This window comes from Natronoarchaeum philippinense (genome assembly GCF_900215575.1).
Classification (GTDB): Archaea; Halobacteriota; Halobacteria; order Halobacteriales; family Natronoarchaeaceae; genus Natronoarchaeum; species Natronoarchaeum philippinense.
In genome coordinates, this window is the sequence record NZ_OBEJ01000001.1 from 366,907 (window position 1) to 384,703 (window position 17,797).

At 67.2% G+C, this 17,797-nt stretch carries 23 protein-coding genes; 15 read left to right on the forward strand and 8 right to left on the reverse strand.

Annotated features, from left to right (window positions below; translation table 11 throughout):
• Window positions 1-34: 34 nt before the first annotated feature.
• The 3 genes from CRO01_RS01830 to CRO01_RS01840 are packed head-to-tail and all read left to right on the forward strand — an operon-like array spanning window position 35 to window position 3,388.
• The gene (locus CRO01_RS01830) at window positions 35-2,692 is read left to right on the forward strand and encodes an AAA domain-containing protein (protein WP_097007410.1); all 2,658 of its coding nucleotides are present in this window, start codon (window positions 35-37) and stop codon (window positions 2,690-2,692) included.
• 37 nt (window positions 2,693-2,729) lie between these two features.
• Complete coding sequence (locus CRO01_RS01835) at window positions 2,730-2,945, forward strand: hypothetical protein (RefSeq protein ID WP_097007411.1); 216 nt, start codon at window positions 2,730-2,732, stop codon at window positions 2,943-2,945.
• Window positions 2,946-2,989: 44 nt separating this feature from the next.
• A complete protein-coding gene (locus CRO01_RS01840; protein ID WP_097007412.1) occupies window positions 2,990-3,388 on the forward strand; it encodes a DUF5820 family protein in 399 nt (132 codons plus the stop codon).
• Window positions 3,389-3,420: 32 nt separating this feature from the next.
• Here the strand turns inward: CRO01_RS01840 and uvsE are convergent, their stop codons facing one another.
• The gene (uvsE, locus tag CRO01_RS01845) at window positions 3,421-4,338 is read right to left on the reverse strand and encodes a UV DNA damage repair endonuclease UvsE (RefSeq protein WP_097007413.1); all 918 of its coding nucleotides are present in this window, start codon (window positions 4,336-4,338) and stop codon (window positions 3,421-3,423) included.
• 463 nt (window positions 4,339-4,801) lie between these two features.
• On the opposite strand from uvsE, the gene CRO01_RS01850 reads away from it, so the two are divergent.
• Window positions 4,802-5,251, forward strand: coding sequence for a UPF0179 family protein (locus tag CRO01_RS01850; protein ID WP_097007414.1), 450 nt, complete (start codon window positions 4,802-4,804; stop codon window positions 5,249-5,251).
• Between the two features lie 97 nt (window positions 5,252-5,348).
• On the opposite strand, the gene CRO01_RS01855 is transcribed toward CRO01_RS01850, so the two are convergent.
• A complete protein-coding gene (locus CRO01_RS01855) occupies window positions 5,349-6,194 on the reverse strand; it encodes a succinylglutamate desuccinylase/aspartoacylase domain-containing protein (protein WP_097007415.1) in 846 nt (281 codons plus the stop codon).
• Window positions 6,195-6,455: 261 nt separating this feature from the next.
• On the reverse strand, window positions 6,456-7,547 hold the full coding sequence (locus CRO01_RS01860; protein WP_097007416.1) for a TIGR04053 family radical SAM/SPASM domain-containing protein: 1,092 nt from the start codon (window positions 7,545-7,547) through the stop codon (window positions 6,456-6,458).
• Between the two features lie 165 nt (window positions 7,548-7,712).
• Between CRO01_RS01860 and CRO01_RS01865 the strand changes: the two genes are divergently transcribed.
• Together CRO01_RS01865 and CRO01_RS01870 are read left to right on the forward strand one after the other, a co-directional pair.
• Window positions 7,713-8,036 (forward strand): Htur_1727 family rSAM-partnered candidate RiPP, encoded by a 324-nt coding sequence (locus CRO01_RS01865; RefSeq protein ID WP_218839110.1) that lies wholly within the window; start codon window positions 7,713-7,715, stop codon window positions 8,034-8,036.
• On the forward strand, window positions 8,033-9,241 hold the full coding sequence (locus tag CRO01_RS01870) for a TIGR04347 family pseudo-SAM/SPASM protein (protein ID WP_097007417.1): 1,209 nt from the start codon (window positions 8,033-8,035) through the stop codon (window positions 9,239-9,241). The genes CRO01_RS01865 and CRO01_RS01870 overlap by 4 nt, the downstream gene beginning before the upstream one ends.
• 141 nt (window positions 9,242-9,382) lie before the next feature.
• Here CRO01_RS01870 and CRO01_RS01875 read toward each other — a convergent pair whose 3' ends face one another.
• Window positions 9,383-9,658 (reverse strand): DUF2249 domain-containing protein, encoded by a 276-nt coding sequence (locus CRO01_RS01875; protein ID WP_097007418.1) that lies wholly within the window; start codon window positions 9,656-9,658, stop codon window positions 9,383-9,385.
• A gap of 112 nt (window positions 9,659-9,770) precedes the next feature.
• Here CRO01_RS01875 and CRO01_RS01880 point away from each other — a divergent pair, with 112 nt between their 5' ends.
• The 3 genes from CRO01_RS01880 to CRO01_RS01890 all read left to right on the forward strand — a co-directional run bounded on the left by CRO01_RS01880 (window position 9,771) and on the right by CRO01_RS01890 (window position 12,362).
• Window positions 9,771-10,436: a helix-turn-helix domain-containing protein gene (locus tag CRO01_RS01880; RefSeq protein ID WP_097008302.1), complete on the forward strand. Its 666-nt coding sequence runs from the start codon at window positions 9,771-9,773 to the stop codon at window positions 10,434-10,436.
• 198 nt (window positions 10,437-10,634) lie between these two features.
• Window positions 10,635-10,943: a DUF7521 family protein gene (locus CRO01_RS01885; protein ID WP_097008303.1), complete on the forward strand. Its 309-nt coding sequence runs from the start codon at window positions 10,635-10,637 to the stop codon at window positions 10,941-10,943.
• A 129-nt stretch (window positions 10,944-11,072) separates the two neighbouring features.
• On the forward strand, window positions 11,073-12,362 hold the full coding sequence (locus tag CRO01_RS01890; RefSeq protein WP_097007419.1) for an O-acetylhomoserine aminocarboxypropyltransferase/cysteine synthase family protein: 1,290 nt from the start codon (window positions 11,073-11,075) through the stop codon (window positions 12,360-12,362).
• 95 nt (window positions 12,363-12,457) lie between these two features.
• Here the strand turns inward: CRO01_RS01890 and CRO01_RS01895 are convergent, their stop codons facing one another.
• Together CRO01_RS01895 and CRO01_RS01900 are read right to left on the reverse strand one after the other, a co-directional pair.
• A complete protein-coding gene (locus CRO01_RS01895) occupies window positions 12,458-12,757 on the reverse strand; it encodes a cupin domain-containing protein (RefSeq protein WP_097007420.1) in 300 nt (99 codons plus the stop codon).
• Complete coding sequence (locus CRO01_RS01900) at window positions 12,757-12,984, reverse strand: DUF2249 domain-containing protein (protein ID WP_097007421.1); 228 nt, start codon at window positions 12,982-12,984, stop codon at window positions 12,757-12,759. Before CRO01_RS01900 ends, CRO01_RS01895 begins: the two co-directional genes overlap by 1 nt.
• Window positions 12,985-13,125: 141 nt before the next feature.
• Here CRO01_RS01900 and purM point away from each other — a divergent pair, with 141 nt between their 5' ends.
• The 3 genes from purM (at window position 13,126) to CRO01_RS01915 (ending at window position 14,772) form a co-directional block, all read left to right on the forward strand.
• Window positions 13,126-14,100, forward strand: a complete 975-nt coding sequence (purM, locus tag CRO01_RS01905; protein ID WP_097007422.1) for a phosphoribosylformylglycinamidine cyclo-ligase — start codon at window positions 13,126-13,128, stop codon at window positions 14,098-14,100.
• A gap of 91 nt (window positions 14,101-14,191) precedes the next feature.
• A complete protein-coding gene (locus tag CRO01_RS01910; RefSeq protein ID WP_097007423.1) occupies window positions 14,192-14,563 on the forward strand; it encodes an AtzH-like domain-containing protein in 372 nt (123 codons plus the stop codon).
• A gap of 2 nt (window positions 14,564-14,565) precedes the next feature.
• Window positions 14,566-14,772 (forward strand): hypothetical protein, encoded by a 207-nt coding sequence (locus CRO01_RS01915; RefSeq protein WP_097007424.1) that lies wholly within the window; start codon window positions 14,566-14,568, stop codon window positions 14,770-14,772.
• 19 nt (window positions 14,773-14,791) lie between these two features.
• On the opposite strand, the gene CRO01_RS01920 is transcribed toward CRO01_RS01915, so the two are convergent.
• The gene (locus CRO01_RS01920) at window positions 14,792-15,751 is read right to left on the reverse strand and encodes a zinc-dependent metalloprotease (RefSeq protein WP_097007425.1); all 960 of its coding nucleotides are present in this window, start codon (window positions 15,749-15,751) and stop codon (window positions 14,792-14,794) included.
• Window positions 15,752-15,824: 73 nt separating this feature from the next.
• Entirely contained in the window at window positions 15,825-16,112 is a 288-nt protein-coding gene (locus CRO01_RS01925) for a hypothetical protein (RefSeq protein ID WP_143824889.1), read from the reverse strand.
• A gap of 173 nt (window positions 16,113-16,285) precedes the next feature.
• Between CRO01_RS01925 and CRO01_RS01930 the strand changes: the two genes are divergently transcribed.
• From CRO01_RS01930 to CRO01_RS01940, 3 genes are read left to right on the forward strand one after another with little or no spacing between them, the layout of a single operon-like run.
• The gene (locus CRO01_RS01930; RefSeq protein ID WP_097007427.1) at window positions 16,286-17,344 is read left to right on the forward strand and encodes a M20/M25/M40 family metallo-hydrolase; all 1,059 of its coding nucleotides are present in this window, start codon (window positions 16,286-16,288) and stop codon (window positions 17,342-17,344) included.
• A 52-nt stretch (window positions 17,345-17,396) separates the two neighbouring features.
• The gene (locus CRO01_RS01935) at window positions 17,397-17,624 is read left to right on the forward strand and encodes an LSM domain-containing protein (protein ID WP_097007428.1); all 228 of its coding nucleotides are present in this window, start codon (window positions 17,397-17,399) and stop codon (window positions 17,622-17,624) included.
• Window positions 17,621-17,794, forward strand: coding sequence for a 50S ribosomal protein L37e (locus CRO01_RS01940; protein WP_097007429.1), 174 nt, complete (start codon window positions 17,621-17,623; stop codon window positions 17,792-17,794). Before CRO01_RS01935 ends, CRO01_RS01940 begins: the two co-directional genes overlap by 4 nt.
• The last annotated feature ends 3 nt before the right edge of the window (window positions 17,795-17,797 follow it).

Genomic DNA, 17,797 nt, shown 5'->3' on the forward strand with positions numbered 1-17,797 from the left:
AGTGCTTTTCCCCCCGGACGCCCGACCCAAGCGCGTGCAGATACGGGGAGAGATCGTCGACGTTGGCGACGTGCGGGAGATTTCGACGCAGTACGGCGAGCGCGATCTCGCCGAGGTGAGCGTGCGCCGCGACGACGCCGCCGATCCCGAGACGGTCACGCTGTGGGGCAAGTGGGCCGAGACCGCCGAGTACGTCGAGGCGGGCATGGAACTGGTCGTCACTGACGCCGAGCGCGACGACTACGACGGCGAGCAGCGGTACGCGACGACCGGCGACTCCTTCGTCGTCGTCGAGCCGTCCTTTCTGGTCAACGTCACCGACGTTCGGTCGTGGGTCCAGTGCCCGCGGATGTACTACCTCAACAAAATTTCGGGCATCCCGCTGAACTACCCCGTCGTCAAGGGGACGATCGTCCACGAGGTGTTCGGCGACCTGCTTCGGGGACGGAGCCTCGACGACGCCGTCGAGGATCGAGTCGCCGAGGCCGGCCTCGAACTCGGACTGCTCGGCCGCGAGGCCGACGCCGTCGCCGAGGAGGTGCGCCAGAACGCCGCGGCGATCGACGGCTGGCTCGCACAGGGAACGCTTTCGGACACCGACCAGTGGCGCAGCGAGCAGTTGCTGATCAGCCATCGCTTTGGCATCAAGGGCCGGGCCGACGCGATCCGGCGGGGGATGCCGGTCGAGCTCAAGACCGGTAAGAACACCAACCGCGAGCCGCGGTTTCAGGACAAGATTCAGGCGGCTTGCTACGGCCTGCTGCTCAAGGAGAAGGGCGTCCCCGCCGACACAGGGACGCTGCTGTATACCAAAAACACGACGCTCGATCGCGGCGAGGCCACGGGCGATCTCTCGCCGGCCAAGGAGTTCTCGATCGGCGCCGGCCTCCGGGACTTCGTCGTCCGCGCCCGCAACGAGATCGCGGCGATGGAACACGGCATGCGCGTGCCGACGGGCCACGAGGCCGACGCCAACTGCGAGTACTGCTTCGAGCAGGACGCCTGCATGGTCGTCTCCGGCCGGCTGGATCAGGAATCGAAGGCCGGCCAGATCGGCCGCGCCGTCCCCGACGAAGAACAGGAGTACTTCGAGCGCTTCTACGAGCTCCTCGAAACCGAGCGCCGAACGGTCCACGCCGAGTACGCCAAACTCTGGGAGCAGACCGCCGCCGAGCGAGCCGACGACGACCGCGCAGTGATCGGCCTCGACTATCTCGGTAAGTCCGAACTCCCCGGCGGTCGCTGGGAGCTTCGCGCCGAGCGATCGGGCGACGCCGTCTCGAAGATCCGCGAGGGCGACGTGGTGCTGGCCAGCGACGGCGACCCGGTCGACGGCCACGCCGAACTCGGGCGCGTCGAGCGCCTCGGCACCGACGAGATCGTCGTCTCGACCGACGAGCCCGTCGAGTTTTCCCGGATCGACGTGTACCCCTCGGAGCTGTCGGTCGACCGGATGTTGACCGCGCTCCACGACGCCGTCCTCAAGGGCGACCCGCGCCGGAAGGACGTGCTGTTCGGGCGCACGGAGCCCAAATTCGGACGCACTTCCGAGACGTTCATCGACAACAACGACGCCCAAGACGAGGCCGTCCGGAAGGCCGTCACCGCGGACGATCTCGCGCTGATCCACGGCCCGCCGGGCACCGGCAAGACCTACACGATCGCTCAGGCTGTCCGTGCGATGGTCGACCGGGGCGAGCGCGTGCTGCTCTCGGCGTTTACGAACCGCGCGGTCGACAACGCCATCGAGGCGCTGCGAGAGCAGGGCTTCGAGGAGATCGTCCGCGTCGGGACGAAAAGCGGCGTCCGAGAGGACATGCTCGATCTCCGACTCGACGAGCGCGGCGATCCCGAGGAACGCGCCGCGGAACTCGAAGACGCGCCGGTCGTCGCGGCGACGACGGCGACCTGCGGATCGCGCGTGATGAGCGAGCAGTCGTTCGACGCCGCCGTCGTCGACGAGGCCTCGCAACTCACCGAGCCGAACACGCTCGCCGCGATCAACCTCGCCGACCGGTTCGTGCTGGTCGGCGACCACCACCAGCTCCCGCCGGTCGTCCGGAGCGAAACCGAACTCTCGACCTCGTTGTTCGAGCGCATGATCGACGAGTACCCCGCGGCGTCGGTGATGCTCGACCGCCAGTACCGGATGGCCCAGCGCATTCAGGCGTTCGCGTCGCGGGAGTTCTACGACGGCGAGTTGCGGCCCGCGACGCCCGAGGTCGCCGGTCGAAGCCTCTCCGATCTCGACGGCGTCGACGCCGACGCGCTCCCCACCGACCTCCGAGGCCGCGTGACGATGCTCGACGTGGAGGGCGACGCCGGCCGCCACACCGACGCCGTCGAAGCCGAGCGCGTCGCCGAGGCCATCGAGCGCTTCGGCGCCGCAGGCATCGGCCACGACCGGATCGCCGTGATCGCGCCGTTCCGCGCGCAGGTCGCGGAGATCTCACGCAAAGTGCCCGACGGCGTCGCCGTCGACACGGTCGACCGGTTTCAGGGATCGAGCAAAGACGTCGTGATCGTCTCTTTCGTCGCCACCGACGGCCTCGACAGCCCGATCTTCGAGGACTATCGGCGCATCAACGTCGCGCTCACCCGAGCCAAGCGCTCGCTCGTGCTCGTCGGCGACGCCGACGCGCTGGCCACCCACGACCGGTACGCTCGGATGGTCGAGTGGGCCGAGAAGTGACCGACCGACATATGTCGGTGGCTTGTGACTCCCACCTATGACTGATGCAGACTCCTCGCCGGTGATCGAGACGCGCTTTGCGGTTGCTGCGGTCGGCATCACCACCATCCTCGGCGTCGGCTTCGCGCCGGCCGCCGCCGTCCTCGGCTCGTCGACTGTCTCCGAGCCGGTACTACTCGGACTGATCGCCGGGCTCCCGACGGTGATCGTTGGCTTTCTCGCGATGGGGCACCTAGCCTACCACTACGGCTGAGCCGTCACGAACCGTTTTTGCCGCCGCGCCGACTACCTCCTCGCGTGACCGACTACGACGACCTGCCCGACGACTGGGTGGTCTGGAACGACGAGCCCGACGGGCGCAGCGTGCTCGCCTACCGCCCCGACGTGTTCGACTCGCAGGCGTTCCCGCCCGAGTGCATGCCGACGATCTACCTCACCAGCGGTCGCCCCTCCCGGCGACCCGCCGGATCGGACCCGGTCGAGTCCGGACGGGACTGGCACGTCACGCTGTATCTCGAACCCGACGTGGAGCGCTCGGACGATCGCTACGAGAGCCGTGACGACGCCGTCGCGGGGGTCGTCGACCTCGCCGCGCGCTTTGCCGACGGCGACATCGATTACCGAGCGCTGTATCAGGTGCCCCGCGAGGACTACTTCGAGAAGCTCGACGAACTGACGGGCCGAGAGAAGGCGTAGAACGAGGACTGAGACCGCAACGCCCTTCGCAGCTACGACGTGCCGACGGCCGGGTCGGTCCCGTCCCGGTACTGCAACAATGCTTTCTCCTTCGACTTGGCTTCGAGCATCACGTCGGCGCCGTCGAGCAGCCAGTCGGGAACCGTCGAGACGTACTCGGCGTGGGCCTGCGGACGCGCGTCTTCTCCGTACAGCCGTGCTGGCTCGGAGTAGTGTGCGATCGGCCGCACGTCGCCCCACGTCTCGGCAGCCAGTTCGAAGGCCTCCCTGTACGTGCGTCCCCGACTCGTGAACTGGTGGTGGTGGTAATCGAACACGACGGGCACGCCGAGCGGTTCCGCGACCGCCTCGACCAGTTCGGGGACGCTCCAGAGGCCCTCCTTGTCGTCGTTCTCGACCGTCAGTCGCTCGCGAGCGGCGGGCGAGAGGCGGTTCACGGCCTCCCGGAAGCGAGCGGCTGTGGCTTCTTTGTCGCCGTAGTGGGCGCCGATGTGAACGTTGATGCTGTAGTACGGCGTCCGGGGCAGGTCGAACAAGTCGAGCCACGCGCCGTGGACTTCGAGGTCGCGGAGGGAGTTCTCGACGGTCTCGGCGGACTCGCTGGCGAGCTTGCACCAGTGGCTCGGGTGAAAGGTGAATCGAACATCGTTCTCGCGGATCAGTCGGCCACACTCGGCGGCGATCCGTTCGATCTCGTCGTAGTCCGGCAGGTCGGTCAGCTCGAACTCGGAGTTCCACGGGACCAGATCGGACGTGCAGCGGTAGAAGTAGATGTCGTGGTCGACGTTCCAGCGCAGAATGTCGTACAGATCGGAGAAGTTCTGCAGCGCGAGTTCGGACGCGTAGTCGAGCCCCCGCGACTCCCACGTCTTCCGTTGCATCCCGCGATTGCATCGCAGCGGGGGCTCGTGCTCTCTCAGCGTCCGATTCAGACAGGCGTATCCCAACATCGACGTAGCGTCCTGTTGGCGTCGTATCCAGATAACCGCACGGGTACACGAAACTGCGGTGGCGCGGGCGGGTCTACGGTGGGCCGGAAGCGCACCCGCCGCTACGAATGGATTTCCCGGTGTCGGCGACCACTGCACGGTCACGTGGCTCTGTTGAATCCTTCAGCCACGAACGGAACGAGCCCTTCCGATTGTTCGGTGCAGAGGGCGTATTCGGCACGCCACCCGTATCAGTTCGCTCACTGGAAGGAGAGTCAGTTCAGACGCCAAACCAACGTAAGAGAGCGCCGACGAGGGCGATTGCTCCTCCAAGAATGAACGTTCCTGGGAGGGGGAGTACGAACAGTAAGGCACCGAGAGCGATGACGGCTGTGGACGTTCGCATCGTGAGTGGGTTCGAGTTCGAGCCGTTTGTGTCTGGTGCCCCGAAAAGCGTAACCGCGCCGAATCGCTACTCGAACGCATGGGGCAGGTGACGCTTATTGGAACGCGGCTCGCCGAAGCAGGCGAGGAGTTCGTCTACCACGGCGAGGCCAGCGGTTGTGATGGCTGTCCGTACCGCAGCCAGTGTCTGAATCTCTCTGAGGGCGTAAAATACGAGATCACATCGGTCAGAGACAACGCGCAGGTGCTCGATTGTGCGATGCACGACGCCGGCGTGCAGGCCGTCGAAGTCGAGCCAGCGGCGGTCCGAGCGAACGTCTCGGCGCGCAACGCCTACGCCGGCTCGAAAGTCACGCTCGAAGGACCGTGTCCACACACCGAGTGCCCGAGTCACGAGTTCTGCGAGCCGGATGGCGTCGCGTTCGAGGAAGAGCACCGGATCGACGAGATCGTCGGCGAGCCGCCCCACGACTACTGCATGCTCGACCGGGACCTGACGCTGGTCGAGTTCGCGCCCGCTGACGAGTAGCGCAGTCGCCTTCTCGGGGCTCGAAGCGCAACGCGCTTGGGCGTCCTCGCAAACGAAGTGAGCGAGGGCTCGTCACGAGCAAAGCGAAGTGACGGTATCACTCCGCGCTTTGGGGCGGCTCGCTCGACAGCTCCGTGATCTTCTCGGCGGCGTAGCCGAAGATTTCGTCGTACCCCTCGGCGGAGAGCAACACCGGATAGAACTCCTCTTCGGCGACGACTGGGACGCCGTCGGCGGTCGCAAACCGTTCTCCGGCGTCGACGAGTTCGAAGTTGTTCACCGAGACCAGATGATCGTCGGTCCCCGATTTGGGCACCGACCGGGTCAGCCTGAACACGGGGACTGACGCCGACGCCGGGCCGGGCTCGACGCCGAAGCGCTCGCGCAGGTCCGCGGCGACGGGCCCCGACAGTGCGCCCAGTTCCTCCAGAAACGCGATGGCGATACGGATGGCGGCCGCCTCCGCAGCGTCTGAGCCCTGCAGTCCGCTCTCGATCTCGATAGTTCGGATGGCGCGGAACAGCCGGCCCTGAATGAACTCGCCGGTGTCGACGACTGATTCGACCGGCAGTGACCGGCCCAGCCGCTCGACCAGCGGGTCGATCCGGTCGCTCACCATGAACGGCTCGGGGTGGGACTGGGTCGCGTGCATCGACAGCGCGGTCGTCCCCTGCAGTCGCTCGGCCAGTTCGTGGGCCAATCGCTTCTCGTGGGCATCAGCGTCGGGGTCGCCCGGGAACACCCGGTTGAGGTCGGCGTCGAGATAGCGCTCGCCGGCCTCGATCGCTCGCTCGTTGGCGATGACGAGCAAGACGGGACGCTCGACCGGCGGCGACGCCTCGATCAGGCGCTCGACTGCACTGACGCCCGAGGGCTCGTCGCCGTGGATCCCGCCGACGATAGCCAACTCCGGCGTTCCGTCGCCCAACTGTTCGACTCGCATTGGTCGATTGTACGGCCGGGCGCCCTTATCGGGTTCGGTCTCGGGACGCCGTCGGCAGGGTTAAAAAACCGCCGTCGAACGGTGGGTGCCAGTTCACTGCGCTGGAGCGCCAACGTTCACGTGCTGGCTGATCGCCAGCCCACACGTCGCACCACACCTCACAGCACGACCGGGGTATCGTCGCCAAGAGGGCATGTCAGCGAGGGTCTTCGACCCGTCCGATTTTCTATCTCTCTCAGCGGCCCGCACAGCCCATTCGCGTCAACTGTCGGCGCGCTCTCTGGGGAGTGGGCCGTCGTACTCCTCGGGAACGAACGGGCAAAGCGGGTCGCTCGCCAGCGGATCGCCGGTAGTCGCGTACGCCCGCGAGCGACTGCCGCCACAGACGGCTCGGTACGGACAGGCGCCGCACTTCCCGCGAAGTTCGTCGGGATCGCGCAGACGTTCGAACAGCGGGGCGTTTCGATAGAGATCGACGATCGAGTCCTCGCGGACGTTCCCGGCCGACTCTGGTAGGAACCCCGACGGGTAGACCTCGCCGACGTGGCTGACGAAGGCGAACCCGTCGCCGGCCGTGACGCCGCGGCGTCGTCGGCGTCCAGCGTCGTTGCCGTCCGCCTCCCGCTCGGCTTGCTCGCGCTGGATGCCGACGCGGCGGTAGTGGGGCGCTTCGGTCGTCTTGATCCCGAACGGCTCCTCGTCGGCGGCGTCCTGCAGCCACTCCATTACCGCCTCGGAGCGCTCGGGCGAAACGGGATCGAGCGCGGCGCCCCGGCCCACGGGAACGAGGAAGAACACGCTCCAGAGCACCGCCCCGAGATCGCGGACCCGGTCGCGGATCGCGGGAAGCCGATCGGCGGTGTCGGCACAGACCGTCGTGTTGATCTGCAAGGGCACGCCCAGATCGCGGGCGTGCTCGGCGGCCTCGATCGTCTCCTCGAAACTGCCGGCCTCGCCGCGGAACGCGTCGTGAGACGCCGCCGAGCCGCCGTCGAGACTGAGCGCCATGCGCTTGAGCCCGGCGTCCGCGAGGTCGGCGAGTCGGTCGCGGGTCAGCGACCGGGTGCCACTCGGCGTCAGCGAGACGTTCAGTCCGAGGTCGGTGCCGTAGTCGACGAGCTCGACCAGATCGTCGCGCTTGAGCGGGTCGCCACCCGAAAACACGACGAGCTGGTTCTCGTCGAACTCGGCGGTCTGGTCGAGCAGGCGCTTTCCCTCCTCGGTGGTCAGTTCGTCGGGATGCCGGTCCGGGACGGCGTCGGCCCGGCAGTGATCGCAGGCCAGCTCGCAGGCCTGCGTAAGTTCCCAGATCAGTACGAGCGGTCGACGGTCGGTGTCTACGTGCACGGTGATTCCCTCCGGTTCGCCGCGGCCCCGATCGTCCCGCCGTCCGAAACGATCGGCTGTCGCGGCCGTCTATCGGACGACTTCGAAGTGATCACTCTTGGAACACACCTCCGTTCCCAGAATCTGATACTGGGCGTGACGGGCTTTTATCGATAGTTCGTTCGGACTCACATGGACGACGGATCGACGCGGATGGAAAAAGCGACGCGCGCTCGGGTCGGGGAGGAACCGCGGAGCGATCCCCTCCCCGAGTGGGACGTGTTCGTGCGGGAGGATTCGGGTGGTGTGATGCGCCACGTCGGCAGCGTCAGCGCGCCGACGCCTGAAGCGGCCCACGAGCACGCCAGCCGACTGTTCGGCTGGTTTGCCGACGACGTGTGGATCTGCGAGTCATCCGAGATTCACCGTTTCTCGACGCACTCGCTGGGCGAGCGCGGCGAGACTGCGACGCCCGACTCGGGAACCGAACCGCGACAACACGAGTGGGACGAATGATCTCGATCAGCAAACTGCTCTGTGACCTCGACGCCGAGGGCGACGGGTTGCGCTACGACGCCGCCGACGAGTCGAAAAAGCCCCAGATCACCGAGGACAAACAGCGTCGGCCGGTCGTCGTCTGGAACGTCACCAAGCAGTGTAACCTCTACTGCGACCACTGCTACGCCGGCGCCGAGTCCGCCGCGGCGCCCGGCGAACTGACGACCGAGGAGGGCAAAGACCTGCTCGACGATCTGGCCGACTACGGCGCGCCCGTCGTGCTGTTTTCGGGCGGCGAGCCCTTGGCCCGCGAGGACCTGCCCGAACTCGTCGCGTACGCCGCCGACCGTGGACTCAGACCCGTGCTTTCGACGAACGGAACCTTGCTGAACCGCGAGCGAGCCCGAGAACTGCGCGACGCCGGACTGGCCTACGCCGGCGTCTCCGTCGACGGGCTCCCCGAGCGCAACGACGACTTCCGGGGCAAAGAGGGCGCCTTCGAGCAGGCGGTCCACGGCATCCGGGCGTGTCTCGATGTCGGCCTCAAGACGGGACTGCGCTACACGATCACGAAGAAAAACGCCGACGACCTCGAAGGCGTGGTCGACCTGCTCGCGGACGTCGGCGTCGACCGATTCTGCTTCTATCACCTCGACTACGGCGGCCGCGGCGCCGACATCAGCGACGTGGACCTCACGCCCGAGGAGCGCCGGGGCGCCGTGCGTCGGCTCTGTGATATGACCCGCGAGTACCGCGACCGCGGCGAGGAGATCGAGACGCTGCTCGTGGGAAACTACGCCGACGCCGGCTTTCTGGTCGAGTACGCGCGCGAGGAACTCGGCGAAGCGCGCGCCGACAGCATCTACCGGTATCTGCGACGCAACGGCGGCGACCCGACGGGCGAGCGCGTCGCCGACATCGACTATCAGGGCGACGTGCACCTCACGCAGTTCTGGCAGGGCTACAGCCTCGGAAACGTGCGGGACCGCTCCTTTGGCGACATCTGGGCGGACGAGTCGAACCCGCTGCTGGGACGGCTCCGCGAGCGCGAGGACCACCTCACGGGGCGCTGTGCGGACTGTCAGTACAAGGAGATCTGCCGGGGCGGCTCGCGGCTGCGCGCACTGGCCGAGCACGACGATCCTTTCGCGCCGGACCCGCAGTGTTACCTGACCGACGCCGAACGAACCGGCAACCGGACGCCGCCGATGCCCTCGGACTGATGAATCCAGTTCTCACGCGGCTGGAACGGGAGGTGGCCTTTAGTGGGATCGTTCGAAATTTCGGTGTGATGACGCCACAGCCCATCGCGTCGGCCCGTCCGGACGGACAGTCGACCGACGTACCCCGACCAACTGCACCGATCAGGCTTCGGCGTCCTCGCGCCAGATCGCCGTCACCGTCGCGTCGTCGAGGTCGACGGTGTCGTAGACGTACCCGCGGTCGTCGAGTTTCGGGTACAGGTGCTGTGGCGCACGATCGTTCAACTGAAACAGGACGATCTCGTCGTCGAGTTCGGCGAGCAACTCCAACGTCTCGGACAGCGGCTTCGGCGGCCCGAGCTGCCGGACATCCAGCGTTTCCCGGGGGCGCTGCGGTGCGTCGACGGTCTCGACGGCGCGGTCTTCGAGCGGTTCCATGGTCGGACGTTCGCGCCGGCGCGCTACCCCGGTTCCGCCGAACACGTTCGCGTTCGGCGTCCCCGATGCACCGGAAGCCGACGGACGCGGCCATCACAGCGGTGAGACTCACATGACTCAGGCACGACTCTCGGTAACCCTACCGGACGGCACGTGGATCAAGGACGTATCGACCGACCACCCCGAGGCGACGTTTCGGGTGCTCGCCGCCATGCCCGGCGAATCGGCTGGCTTTGGGCTCGTCCGGATCACCGGCGACGATCTGGCGAGCGTGCTGGAAGCGATGGGCGACCACGAGGTGCTGACATCGGTCGACCCGCTGGAGGGAAGCGACGATCGGGTGCTCGTTCAGTTCGAGACGACGCGGCCGCTGTTGCTGTTCTCGGCCCGCGAGTCCGGCGTCCCGATCGAACTGCCGATGGATATCCGGGACGGCGAGGCGTCGATGGAGGTGACGGCCTCCCGCGACCGGCTCTCGATGCTCGGCGAGCAACTCGACGCCTTCGGCCTCCCCTTCGAGGTCGAACTCGTCCGCGAGCGCGTCGACAGCGAGCGCCTGCTGACCGACCGCCAGCGCGAACTCCTCGTCGAAGCCGTCGAGCGGGGCTACTACGACACGCCTCGGGAGTGCTCGGTGACCGAACTGGCCGAGGCGATCGGCTGCGCGAAATCGACCTGCAGCGAGACGCTGCATCGCGCCGAAGAGCGGGTGATCAAGCAGTTCGTCGGCGACCTCCCGGACGCCGAACCCGAGCCCGAACTGGATGTCGGCCGGTGACTCGTTCCCACCAGCTGGGAATTGTAATGTTCGTTTAGGGAATCTGACGCCGAACACTCCACAGGGATGCCCAGCCATGCCACCAGACTACACGCCCGGCCGCGTTCCGGCGCCGTGCCCCGATGAGCGCCGGCGGGCGACGATATCACGATCGAACCGTTCGACGACAGCCCGGTCGCTCGGGAGGCGGTGATTCCGATGGACCACCTCTCGGCGGTCATCGTCATTGCCAACACGATCACGCTCGTGTTCGGCGGGGCGATCACCGGCCTCGCACACCGCGCCGCGGCACGGACCGGCTCGCCGGCGCTGCGCTCGCTCAGCGTCGGCCTCGGCCTCGTCACGCTCGGGACGTTGCTCGGCGGCGGGCTCCACCAACTGCTCGATGCACCGCTGCTTGCCAGTCTCGCCGTCCAGAGCATCTTCACCGCGACGGGATTTGTCGCGCTGGCGTACTCGCTGTACGCCGAGCGGACGCCCGTCGTCGAGACGGTCGATACCGTCTGATCGGCGCCGTTGTCCGATCTAGAACAGGAGCTGCAGAGGAGGCGTCACAGAAAGTGGCAAGCGTCGTGGTGGGGCCACACGAGTTCGCATCAGCATTTATCTACCCGGCGTGAAAACGGGTGAGTGAATATGAGCGACGACGACACGCCCGGGTTTTTCACCCAAAGCGTTCACGCTGGACAGGAACCAGATTCGGCCACCGGTTCGCGCGCACCGCCGATCTATCAGACCACCTCCTACGAGTTCGACGACGCAGAGCACGCCGCGTCGCTGTTTGCCCTCGAAGAGACGGGCAACATCTACAGTCGGATCATGAACCCGACGAACGGGATGCTCGAGCAGCGCCTCGCAACGCTCGAAGGCGGCGTCGGCGCCATCGCCACCTCCAGCGGGATGGCGGCGCTGGATCTGGCGACCTTCACGCTCGCGTCGGCGGGCGACAACATCGTAACGGCGTCGTCGCTGTACGGCGGCACCTACACCTACTTCACCCACACGGCGCCACGGCGGAACGTCGAGACGCGCTTCGTCGACACGCTCGACTACGACGCCTACGAAGAGGCCATCGACGAGGACACCGCCTACGTCCATCTCGAAACCATCGGCAACCCGTCGCTGGTGACGCCGGACATCGAGCGCGTCGCCGAGATCGCCCACGACAACGGCGCGCCGCTGTTCGTCGACAACACCTTTGCGACGCCGTATCTCTGCAACCCCTTAGAGCACGGCGCCGACCTCGTCTGGCACTCCACGACGAAGTGGATCCACGGCAGCGGCTCGACGGTCGGCGGCGTCCTGATCGACGGCGGCTCGTTCCCGTGGGAGGAAGGCAACTACTCCGAGATCGCCGAGGACAACCCCGCGTATCACGGCCTGAACTTCCGCGAGACGTTCGGCGACGCTGCCTTCGCCTTCACGGCCCGCGCACGGTCGATGCGCGACCTCGGCAACCAGCAGGCGCCGTTCGACGCGTGGGTCACGCTCCAGAAGCTCGAAACGCTGCCCCTGCGCGTTCAGCGCCACTCCGACAACGCACAGATCGTCGCCGAGCACCTCGACGACCACCCCGAGGTCGAGTGGGTCACCTACCCCGGTCTGGCCGACCACGAGACCCACGAGACCGCCTCGGAGTACCTCGACGGCGGCTACGGCGGCATGATCACATTCGGCCTCAGCGAGGGCGAGGAGGCCGGACGCAAGCTCTCTGAGTCGACCGAACTCGCCAGCCTGCTGGCGAACGTCGGCGACGCCAAGACGCTGATCATCCACCCCGCCAGCACCACCCACCAGCAACTCACCGAGGAAGAGCAGATCGCAAGCGGCGTCACGCCGGACCTCGTTCGCCTGTCGGTCGGCCTCGAAGACGTCGAGGACATCATCGCCGACCTCGATCAGGCGATCGAGGCAGCGACCGAGTGATCGGCTGACCGACCCGGCGACCGAATGATCGGCTGACCGACCCGGCGACCGAATCATCGCCAGACTTCTTCGGTGCGACGCCGTTCCGGACTCGATCAGGAACGCGGCGCCAGCACCAACAGCGCTTCCGCGTCGGTTTGTGCAGCCGGCGAGACGTACTGATCGCCGTCGAACCGGACTACGTCGCCCGGCGCGAGTTCGTACGTCTCCTCGCCCAGCGTCACGTCGATCGCGCCCGAGAGCTGATGGAACACGATCTGACGGTCGGGATGCTGGTGGGGCGCGATCTCCTCGCCTGCTTCGAGCGACAGGCGGATCGTCTGGGGCTCCTCGCCGGGAAACAGTTCGGCGTGGGGCGCTCCCTCGAGTTCGTCGAGCGACTGGTGTGAGACCATTATTCCTTGGGGAGCTTTGCGACGAACTCCTCGGGGCCGCGCTGTTCGACTTCGTAGTTTTCGGCGTCGAACGAGTCGATTTCGGCTTGCATTTCGTAGAACAGCGGTTTTGGCTCGTGGTCGTTGACGATGGTGAGCGTCTCGCCGCTGTCGAGGTCGTGGAACGCGGCGTGGATCTCGTCGTGACGCTGTACGGGCGGGATCTCGCGGGCGTCGATCGTCGTCATGCAGCCCGATCTTGTCGGGGCGCGGCCGTCCGGCTTGCCCCGAACATGTTCGGATCGCGGCGTCGACACGTCGAGGAGTCGGCGTCCGGTGTCGCCGGGCAGACCGGTGGGCTTTTGCCGGCAGCCGTGCGCTCTCTCGGTATGAGTGACGACGAGGACCGCCTCACCTACTCGGAGGCGGGCGTCGACATCGAGGAGAGCGAGGCGGCGACCGCGGCGCTGCTTGACGCCGTAGGCAACGTCGTCGACACGGAGTACGCCGGCCTGCTGGACATCGGGGACCGATTCCTCGGGCTGGCGACCGACGGCGTCGGGACGAAGCTGCTGGTCGCCGAGGCGTTGGGCGACTACTCGACGGTCGGGATCGACTGCATGGCGATGAACGCCAACGATCTGGTCGCCGCCGGCGTCGAGCCGGTCGCGTTCGTCGACTATCTGGCCGTCGACGAGCCCAGCGAGAAGTTCGCCGAGCAAGTCGGCGACGGCCTCGCAGCGGGCGCCGAGGAGGCCGGCGTCGCGCTGCTAGGCGGCGAGACGGCCGTCATGCCCGACGTGATCGACGGGCTGGATCTCGCGGGCACCTGCGCCGGCCTGACGCCGAAAGACGCGACGTTCGACGGCGACGCCGAACCGGGCGACGCGCTCGTCGGGTTCCCCTCCAGCGGCGTCCACTCGAACGGGCTGACGCTGGCCCGCGAGGCCGTCACGCGCGAGCACGAGTACGACGACCCGTTCCCGCCGAACCCCGGCCGGACGATCGGCGAGGAACTGCTCGAACCGACGCGGCTGTACACCTACTTACTCGACCCGATGCGAGAGCACGGCGTCCGCGCGGCGGCCCACGTCACCGGCGGCGGCTGGACCAACCTCGAACGCATGGGCGAGCACCGCTACGAGATCACCGACCCACTCCCCGCGCAGGATATCTTCGAGTTCGTCCAGCAGGAGGGCAACGTCACCGACGAGGAGATGCACCGGACGTTCAACATGGGTACCGGCTTCGTCGCCGCCCTGCCCGCCGAGCGCGCCGAGGCGCTGGCCGACGCCACGGACGGGCAGGTCATCGGGACGGTCGAGGCAGGCGACGGCGTCGCAGTCCGCGGGCTGGAACTGTAGGCAGCGGCGCACTCGCCCGATGTCTCGTTAGAGCCGGAACTACTCGGAACGAGTCGGCGGTTTCAAGCCACCCGTCGCCGTGGTTGCTCGCATGACCGCCGCAGAGACGATCGGCGAGTACTACGACGCCCTGCAAAGCGGCGATCCCCTCGCCCCGTTTTTCTCGGACCGTGCGACCGTCAAGTTCGGCGTCGGCGAGTCGCTGTTCGGCGCCGACGAGATCCGTGCGGCGCTGCGCGAACAGACCGCGACCACCGAGGACTGGCAGGTCGATTCGACGCGGCTAGACGTGACAGCGGGCGACGGCTACGCCTGGTTCGGTGACGAGGTCGAACTGGCGTGGACCGACGCCGGGACGGGCCAGCGATGGACGTTCGATACGCGCTGGAGCGGGACACTCGAACGAATTGACGGCGAATGGCAGTTCGTCTCGATGCACGTCAGCGCCCCACGGAGGCTCTGAGTATGGTGGGACCGACGCGAGAGGAGGCGATGTCGCGCAGCGATTATCGCTACCTCGCTGCGGCGTTCGTCGCGCTGCTGGCTATTTCGGGCGGGCTGGTCGCGCTCCAGAGCGACGCCTCGCTCGTCCTCGTCGCGCTTTCTGTCGTCGGTGGCACCGCCGTGGGGCTGGTGCTGGTGGCGTACTTGCGCTGGACGTTCCGGAGCTAACCGGCGAGAACAGAATCGTTCAGGGATCGACGCGGCGCAGCCACGCGTCGGCGTCGTCGAGTTCGGCGTCAGACGGCAGATTCTCGGGACCGTCCCAGACGGCGTTCGCGGCTTCGACGCCGCGTTGGTCGGCCACGCGCTCGAAGAAGGCCTTGCCGCGCTCGTACTGGCGTCGCTTGACGCCGAGGCCGAGCGCACGCCGGACGAACGAGGCGATCGGGCCGCGGCCCTGCCGGCGGGCGTCGAGCTTCGCCCGGAGGTCGGCGTACTCGCCGTCGAAGGCGTGGTCCATTAGCAGTTCTGCGTACCCCTCGACGACCGTCATCGTGGCGTCGAGTTCGCGGAACGACTCGCGGTCGAGACGCCCACCCGCCAGCGTCTCGATGCCGTCTTCCATCTGCGCTTCGAGGTGGTCCGAGAGCCACGGCGCGGCGCCGAACTCGGCGGCGTGGGTAACTTCGTGGAAGGCGATCCAGCGCCGGAACCGCTCGTACTCCACGTCCAGCGTGTCGGCGACGCTGCGGATGTTCGGGTGGACGAAATACAGCGCGTGGTCGGTGTCCTCGCCCTCGGCGAGCAACAGCGGGTCGTACTGGCCCAGCACGTTCCGACCGAGGAAGGCGAGCATGAAGCTCATCGTCCCGGTGTTGAGAACGCGCGAGACGCCCGGCAGCGCGACCTCGGTGTGCTCTTCGAGCGGGCGCATCACGCGCGAGAACGTCTCGACGTTGGCGTCGATCCAGTGGTGGCGGTTCTGTATCTCGACGGTCCGGGGCACGTCGAAGTCCACGTCGCCGACCGCGCTCACGGCCGCGCGGGCCTCCCGGACGTCGGCGGCGTACCCCTCGCGCTCGGTCTCGGACAGATCGAGCGCGCCGGGGTCGGTGCTGGCGCAGGCAGCCTCGGCGACGGCGTCCCAGTCGATCGCGCCGGTTCCCGACGCCCCCGTAACCGCACGGACGCTACGATAGAGACTCATTACCTGACGAAAGCGCTGCGCGGGCAAAACCCTTCTCCCCCCAGTGCGTGTGGCTGTTTCGACGATCGGTCGATTACTCGGTCGTCGTCTTGAACTGTTCTAGACGACCTTCCGATTCCTCGTCAAGGTCTTCTTCAGTCTCGCCGGTGGCGTACCGGATCGCCGCCCCGATAGCGACCAGCACGAGCAGGGGGACGATCACCTTGGCGAGGCCGCCCCCGCTTTCCTCGTCCTCGGCTTCGGCGTCCGTCTCAGCGTCTTCGTCGGTCGAGATGCTCAGCAGGCCCTCCTCGCCCGGACTGCTCGGGCCGACCTGAACGCTCCCCTCCGGACTGAACTCGAACAGTGTGATCTTCGCCATGTCCTGACGTTCGTCGAGGATCGACTTAGGCATATGGGGACGGCTACCTGCGCATGCAGGGTCGGCTGGATGCCAGCGCAACCGGCAGCCGCGCGACGCCGCCGTCCGGGCGCCGTTACCGGCGAGCAACTCGCCGACCGAGATTTTGAAACGCTGGCCCGGCAAGTGGGTGTATGGACGACAGCCAGCGCGGCTTTCTCGACGACCTGCTGACGACCGCGAGTCCCTCGGGCTACGAATCGGCCGGACAACGCGTCTGGATCGACTACGTCTCCGAGTTCGCCGACGAAGTCCACACCGACGAGTACGGCAACGCCGTCGCCGTGCTGGACGGCGGCGACCCCGAAATTGCGATCGCGGGCCACGCCGACGAGATCGGCTTCATCGTCCGGCGGATCGACGACGACGGGTTCGTCCACCTCGGGCGAATCGGCGGCTCGGACCGATCCGTCTCGCGGGGCCAGCACGTCACGATCCACGGCGACGACGGGCCGGTCAGCGGCGTCGTCGGCCAGACGGCGATCCACCTCCGCGAGGGCGACGACGAGTACGACGACGTGCGCGAGCAACACGTCGATATCGGCGCCACGGACGGCGACGCCGCCCGCGAACTCGTCGAGGTCGGCGACCCGATCACCGTCTCGACGACGGTCGAGGAGCTGGAGGGCGACCGCCTCGCCGCCCGCGGCGTCGACAACCGCGTCGGCGTCTGGACGGCCGCCGAAACGCTTCGCCGGGCCGCCGAGCGCGATGTCGACGCCACGGTGTACGCCGTCAGCACCGTCCAAGAGGAGGTCGGTCTGCAGGGCGCTCGCATGGTCGGTGTCGACGTAGACCCCGATGCCGTCGTCGCGGTCGACGTTACCCACGCCGTCGATTACCCCAGCGCGCCGAGCGACCGGACTGCCGACGTGGCGCTGGGCGAGGGGCCGGTCGTCGCGCGCGGCAGCGCGAACCACCCGGTCGTCGTCGACGCCGTCCGCGAGGCTGCCGACGCCGAGGAGATCGAGGTCCAACTCGAAGCCGCAGGCATCCGGACGGGCACGGACGCCGATGCCTTCTACGTCCAGCAGGGCGGCATCCCGTCGCTCAACCTCGGTCTGCCGAACCGCTACATGCACACGCCCGTCGAAGTGATCGACTTGGCCGACCTCGACGCCGCGGCGGAGCTGCTGGCCGGCTTCGCCGATCTGGCCGGCGAGTACGACGAGTTCGCCGTCGATATCGCGTAACCCGCGACCGTTCACCGGTACGTTTATACGCCCGTCGGGTGCGAATTGGCGTATGAGCGGAAGACCGCTGGACGTACTCGAGGCGTCGCTGGGCGAAGACGTACAGGTGCAGCTCAAGGGGGGCCAAATCTTCGAAGGCACGCTCGCGGGCTACGATCAGCACATGAACCTCGTGCTCGAAGACGCGGTCGAAGGCCTCGCAGACGACCCTGCCGAGGACGAGTCGGTCGAAGACACAACCATTATACGCGGCGATAACGTCGTTTCGATCAACACATGACCGGTGCAGGAACCCCGACCCAAGGGAAGAAGAACAAGACGACTCACGTGAAGTGCCGCCGCTGTGGCGAGAAGTCCTACCACGTGAAGAAAAAGAAGTGCTCGTCCTGTGGCTTCGGCAAGTCCGCCAAGCGCCGAGGCTACGAGTGGCAGTCGAAGGCCGGCGAGTAACTC

Excerpts from the sequence above, each read along its gene's own strand:
- CRO01_RS01870 (WP_097007417.1), top strand. The coding sequence starts at position 8,033 with ATGATCTCGATCAGCAAACTGCTCTGTGACCTCGACGCCGAGGGCGAC.
- purM (WP_097007422.1), top strand. The coding sequence starts at position 13,126 with ATGAGTGACGACGAGGACCGCCTCACCTACTCGGAGGCGGGCGTCGAC.
- CRO01_RS01910 (WP_097007423.1), top strand. The coding sequence starts at position 14,192 with ATGACCGCCGCAGAGACGATCGGCGAGTACTACGACGCCCTGCAAAGC.
- CRO01_RS01920 (WP_097007425.1), bottom strand. The coding sequence starts at position 15,751 with ATGAGTCTCTATCGTAGCGTCCGTGCGGTTACGGGGGCGTCGGGAACC.
- CRO01_RS01880 (WP_097008302.1), top strand. The coding sequence starts at position 9,771 with ATGACTCAGGCACGACTCTCGGTAACCCTACCGGACGGCACGTGGATC.
- CRO01_RS01850 (WP_097007414.1), top strand. The coding sequence starts at position 4,802 with ATGGGGCAGGTGACGCTTATTGGAACGCGGCTCGCCGAAGCAGGCGAG.
- CRO01_RS01895 (WP_097007420.1), bottom strand. The coding sequence starts at position 12,757 with ATGGTCTCACACCAGTCGCTCGACGAACTCGAGGGAGCGCCCCACGCC.
- CRO01_RS01855 (WP_097007415.1), bottom strand. The coding sequence starts at position 6,194 with ATGCGAGTCGAACAGTTGGGCGACGGAACGCCGGAGTTGGCTATCGTC.
- CRO01_RS01935 (WP_097007428.1), top strand. The coding sequence starts at position 17,397 with ATGAGCGGAAGACCGCTGGACGTACTCGAGGCGTCGCTGGGCGAAGAC.
- uvsE (WP_097007413.1), bottom strand. The coding sequence starts at position 4,338 with ATGTTGGGATACGCCTGTCTGAATCGGACGCTGAGAGAGCACGAGCCC.
- CRO01_RS01875 (WP_097007418.1), bottom strand. The coding sequence starts at position 9,658 with ATGGAACCGCTCGAAGACCGCGCCGTCGAGACCGTCGACGCACCGCAG.
- CRO01_RS01940 (WP_097007429.1), top strand. The coding sequence starts at position 17,621 with ATGACCGGTGCAGGAACCCCGACCCAAGGGAAGAAGAACAAGACGACT.
- CRO01_RS01915 (WP_097007424.1), top strand. The coding sequence starts at position 14,566 with ATGGTGGGACCGACGCGAGAGGAGGCGATGTCGCGCAGCGATTATCGC.
- CRO01_RS01865 (WP_218839110.1), top strand. The coding sequence starts at position 7,713 with ATGGACGACGGATCGACGCGGATGGAAAAAGCGACGCGCGCTCGGGTC.
- CRO01_RS01890 (WP_097007419.1), top strand. The coding sequence starts at position 11,073 with ATGAGCGACGACGACACGCCCGGGTTTTTCACCCAAAGCGTTCACGCT.
- CRO01_RS01930 (WP_097007427.1), top strand. The coding sequence starts at position 16,286 with ATGGACGACAGCCAGCGCGGCTTTCTCGACGACCTGCTGACGACCGCG.
- CRO01_RS01900 (WP_097007421.1), bottom strand. The coding sequence starts at position 12,984 with ATGACGACGATCGACGCCCGCGAGATCCCGCCCGTACAGCGTCACGAC.
- CRO01_RS01835 (WP_097007411.1), top strand. The coding sequence starts at position 2,730 with ATGACTGATGCAGACTCCTCGCCGGTGATCGAGACGCGCTTTGCGGTT.
- CRO01_RS01885 (WP_097008303.1), top strand. The coding sequence starts at position 10,635 with ATGGACCACCTCTCGGCGGTCATCGTCATTGCCAACACGATCACGCTC.
- CRO01_RS01925 (WP_143824889.1), bottom strand. The coding sequence starts at position 16,112 with ATGGCGAAGATCACACTGTTCGAGTTCAGTCCGGAGGGGAGCGTTCAG.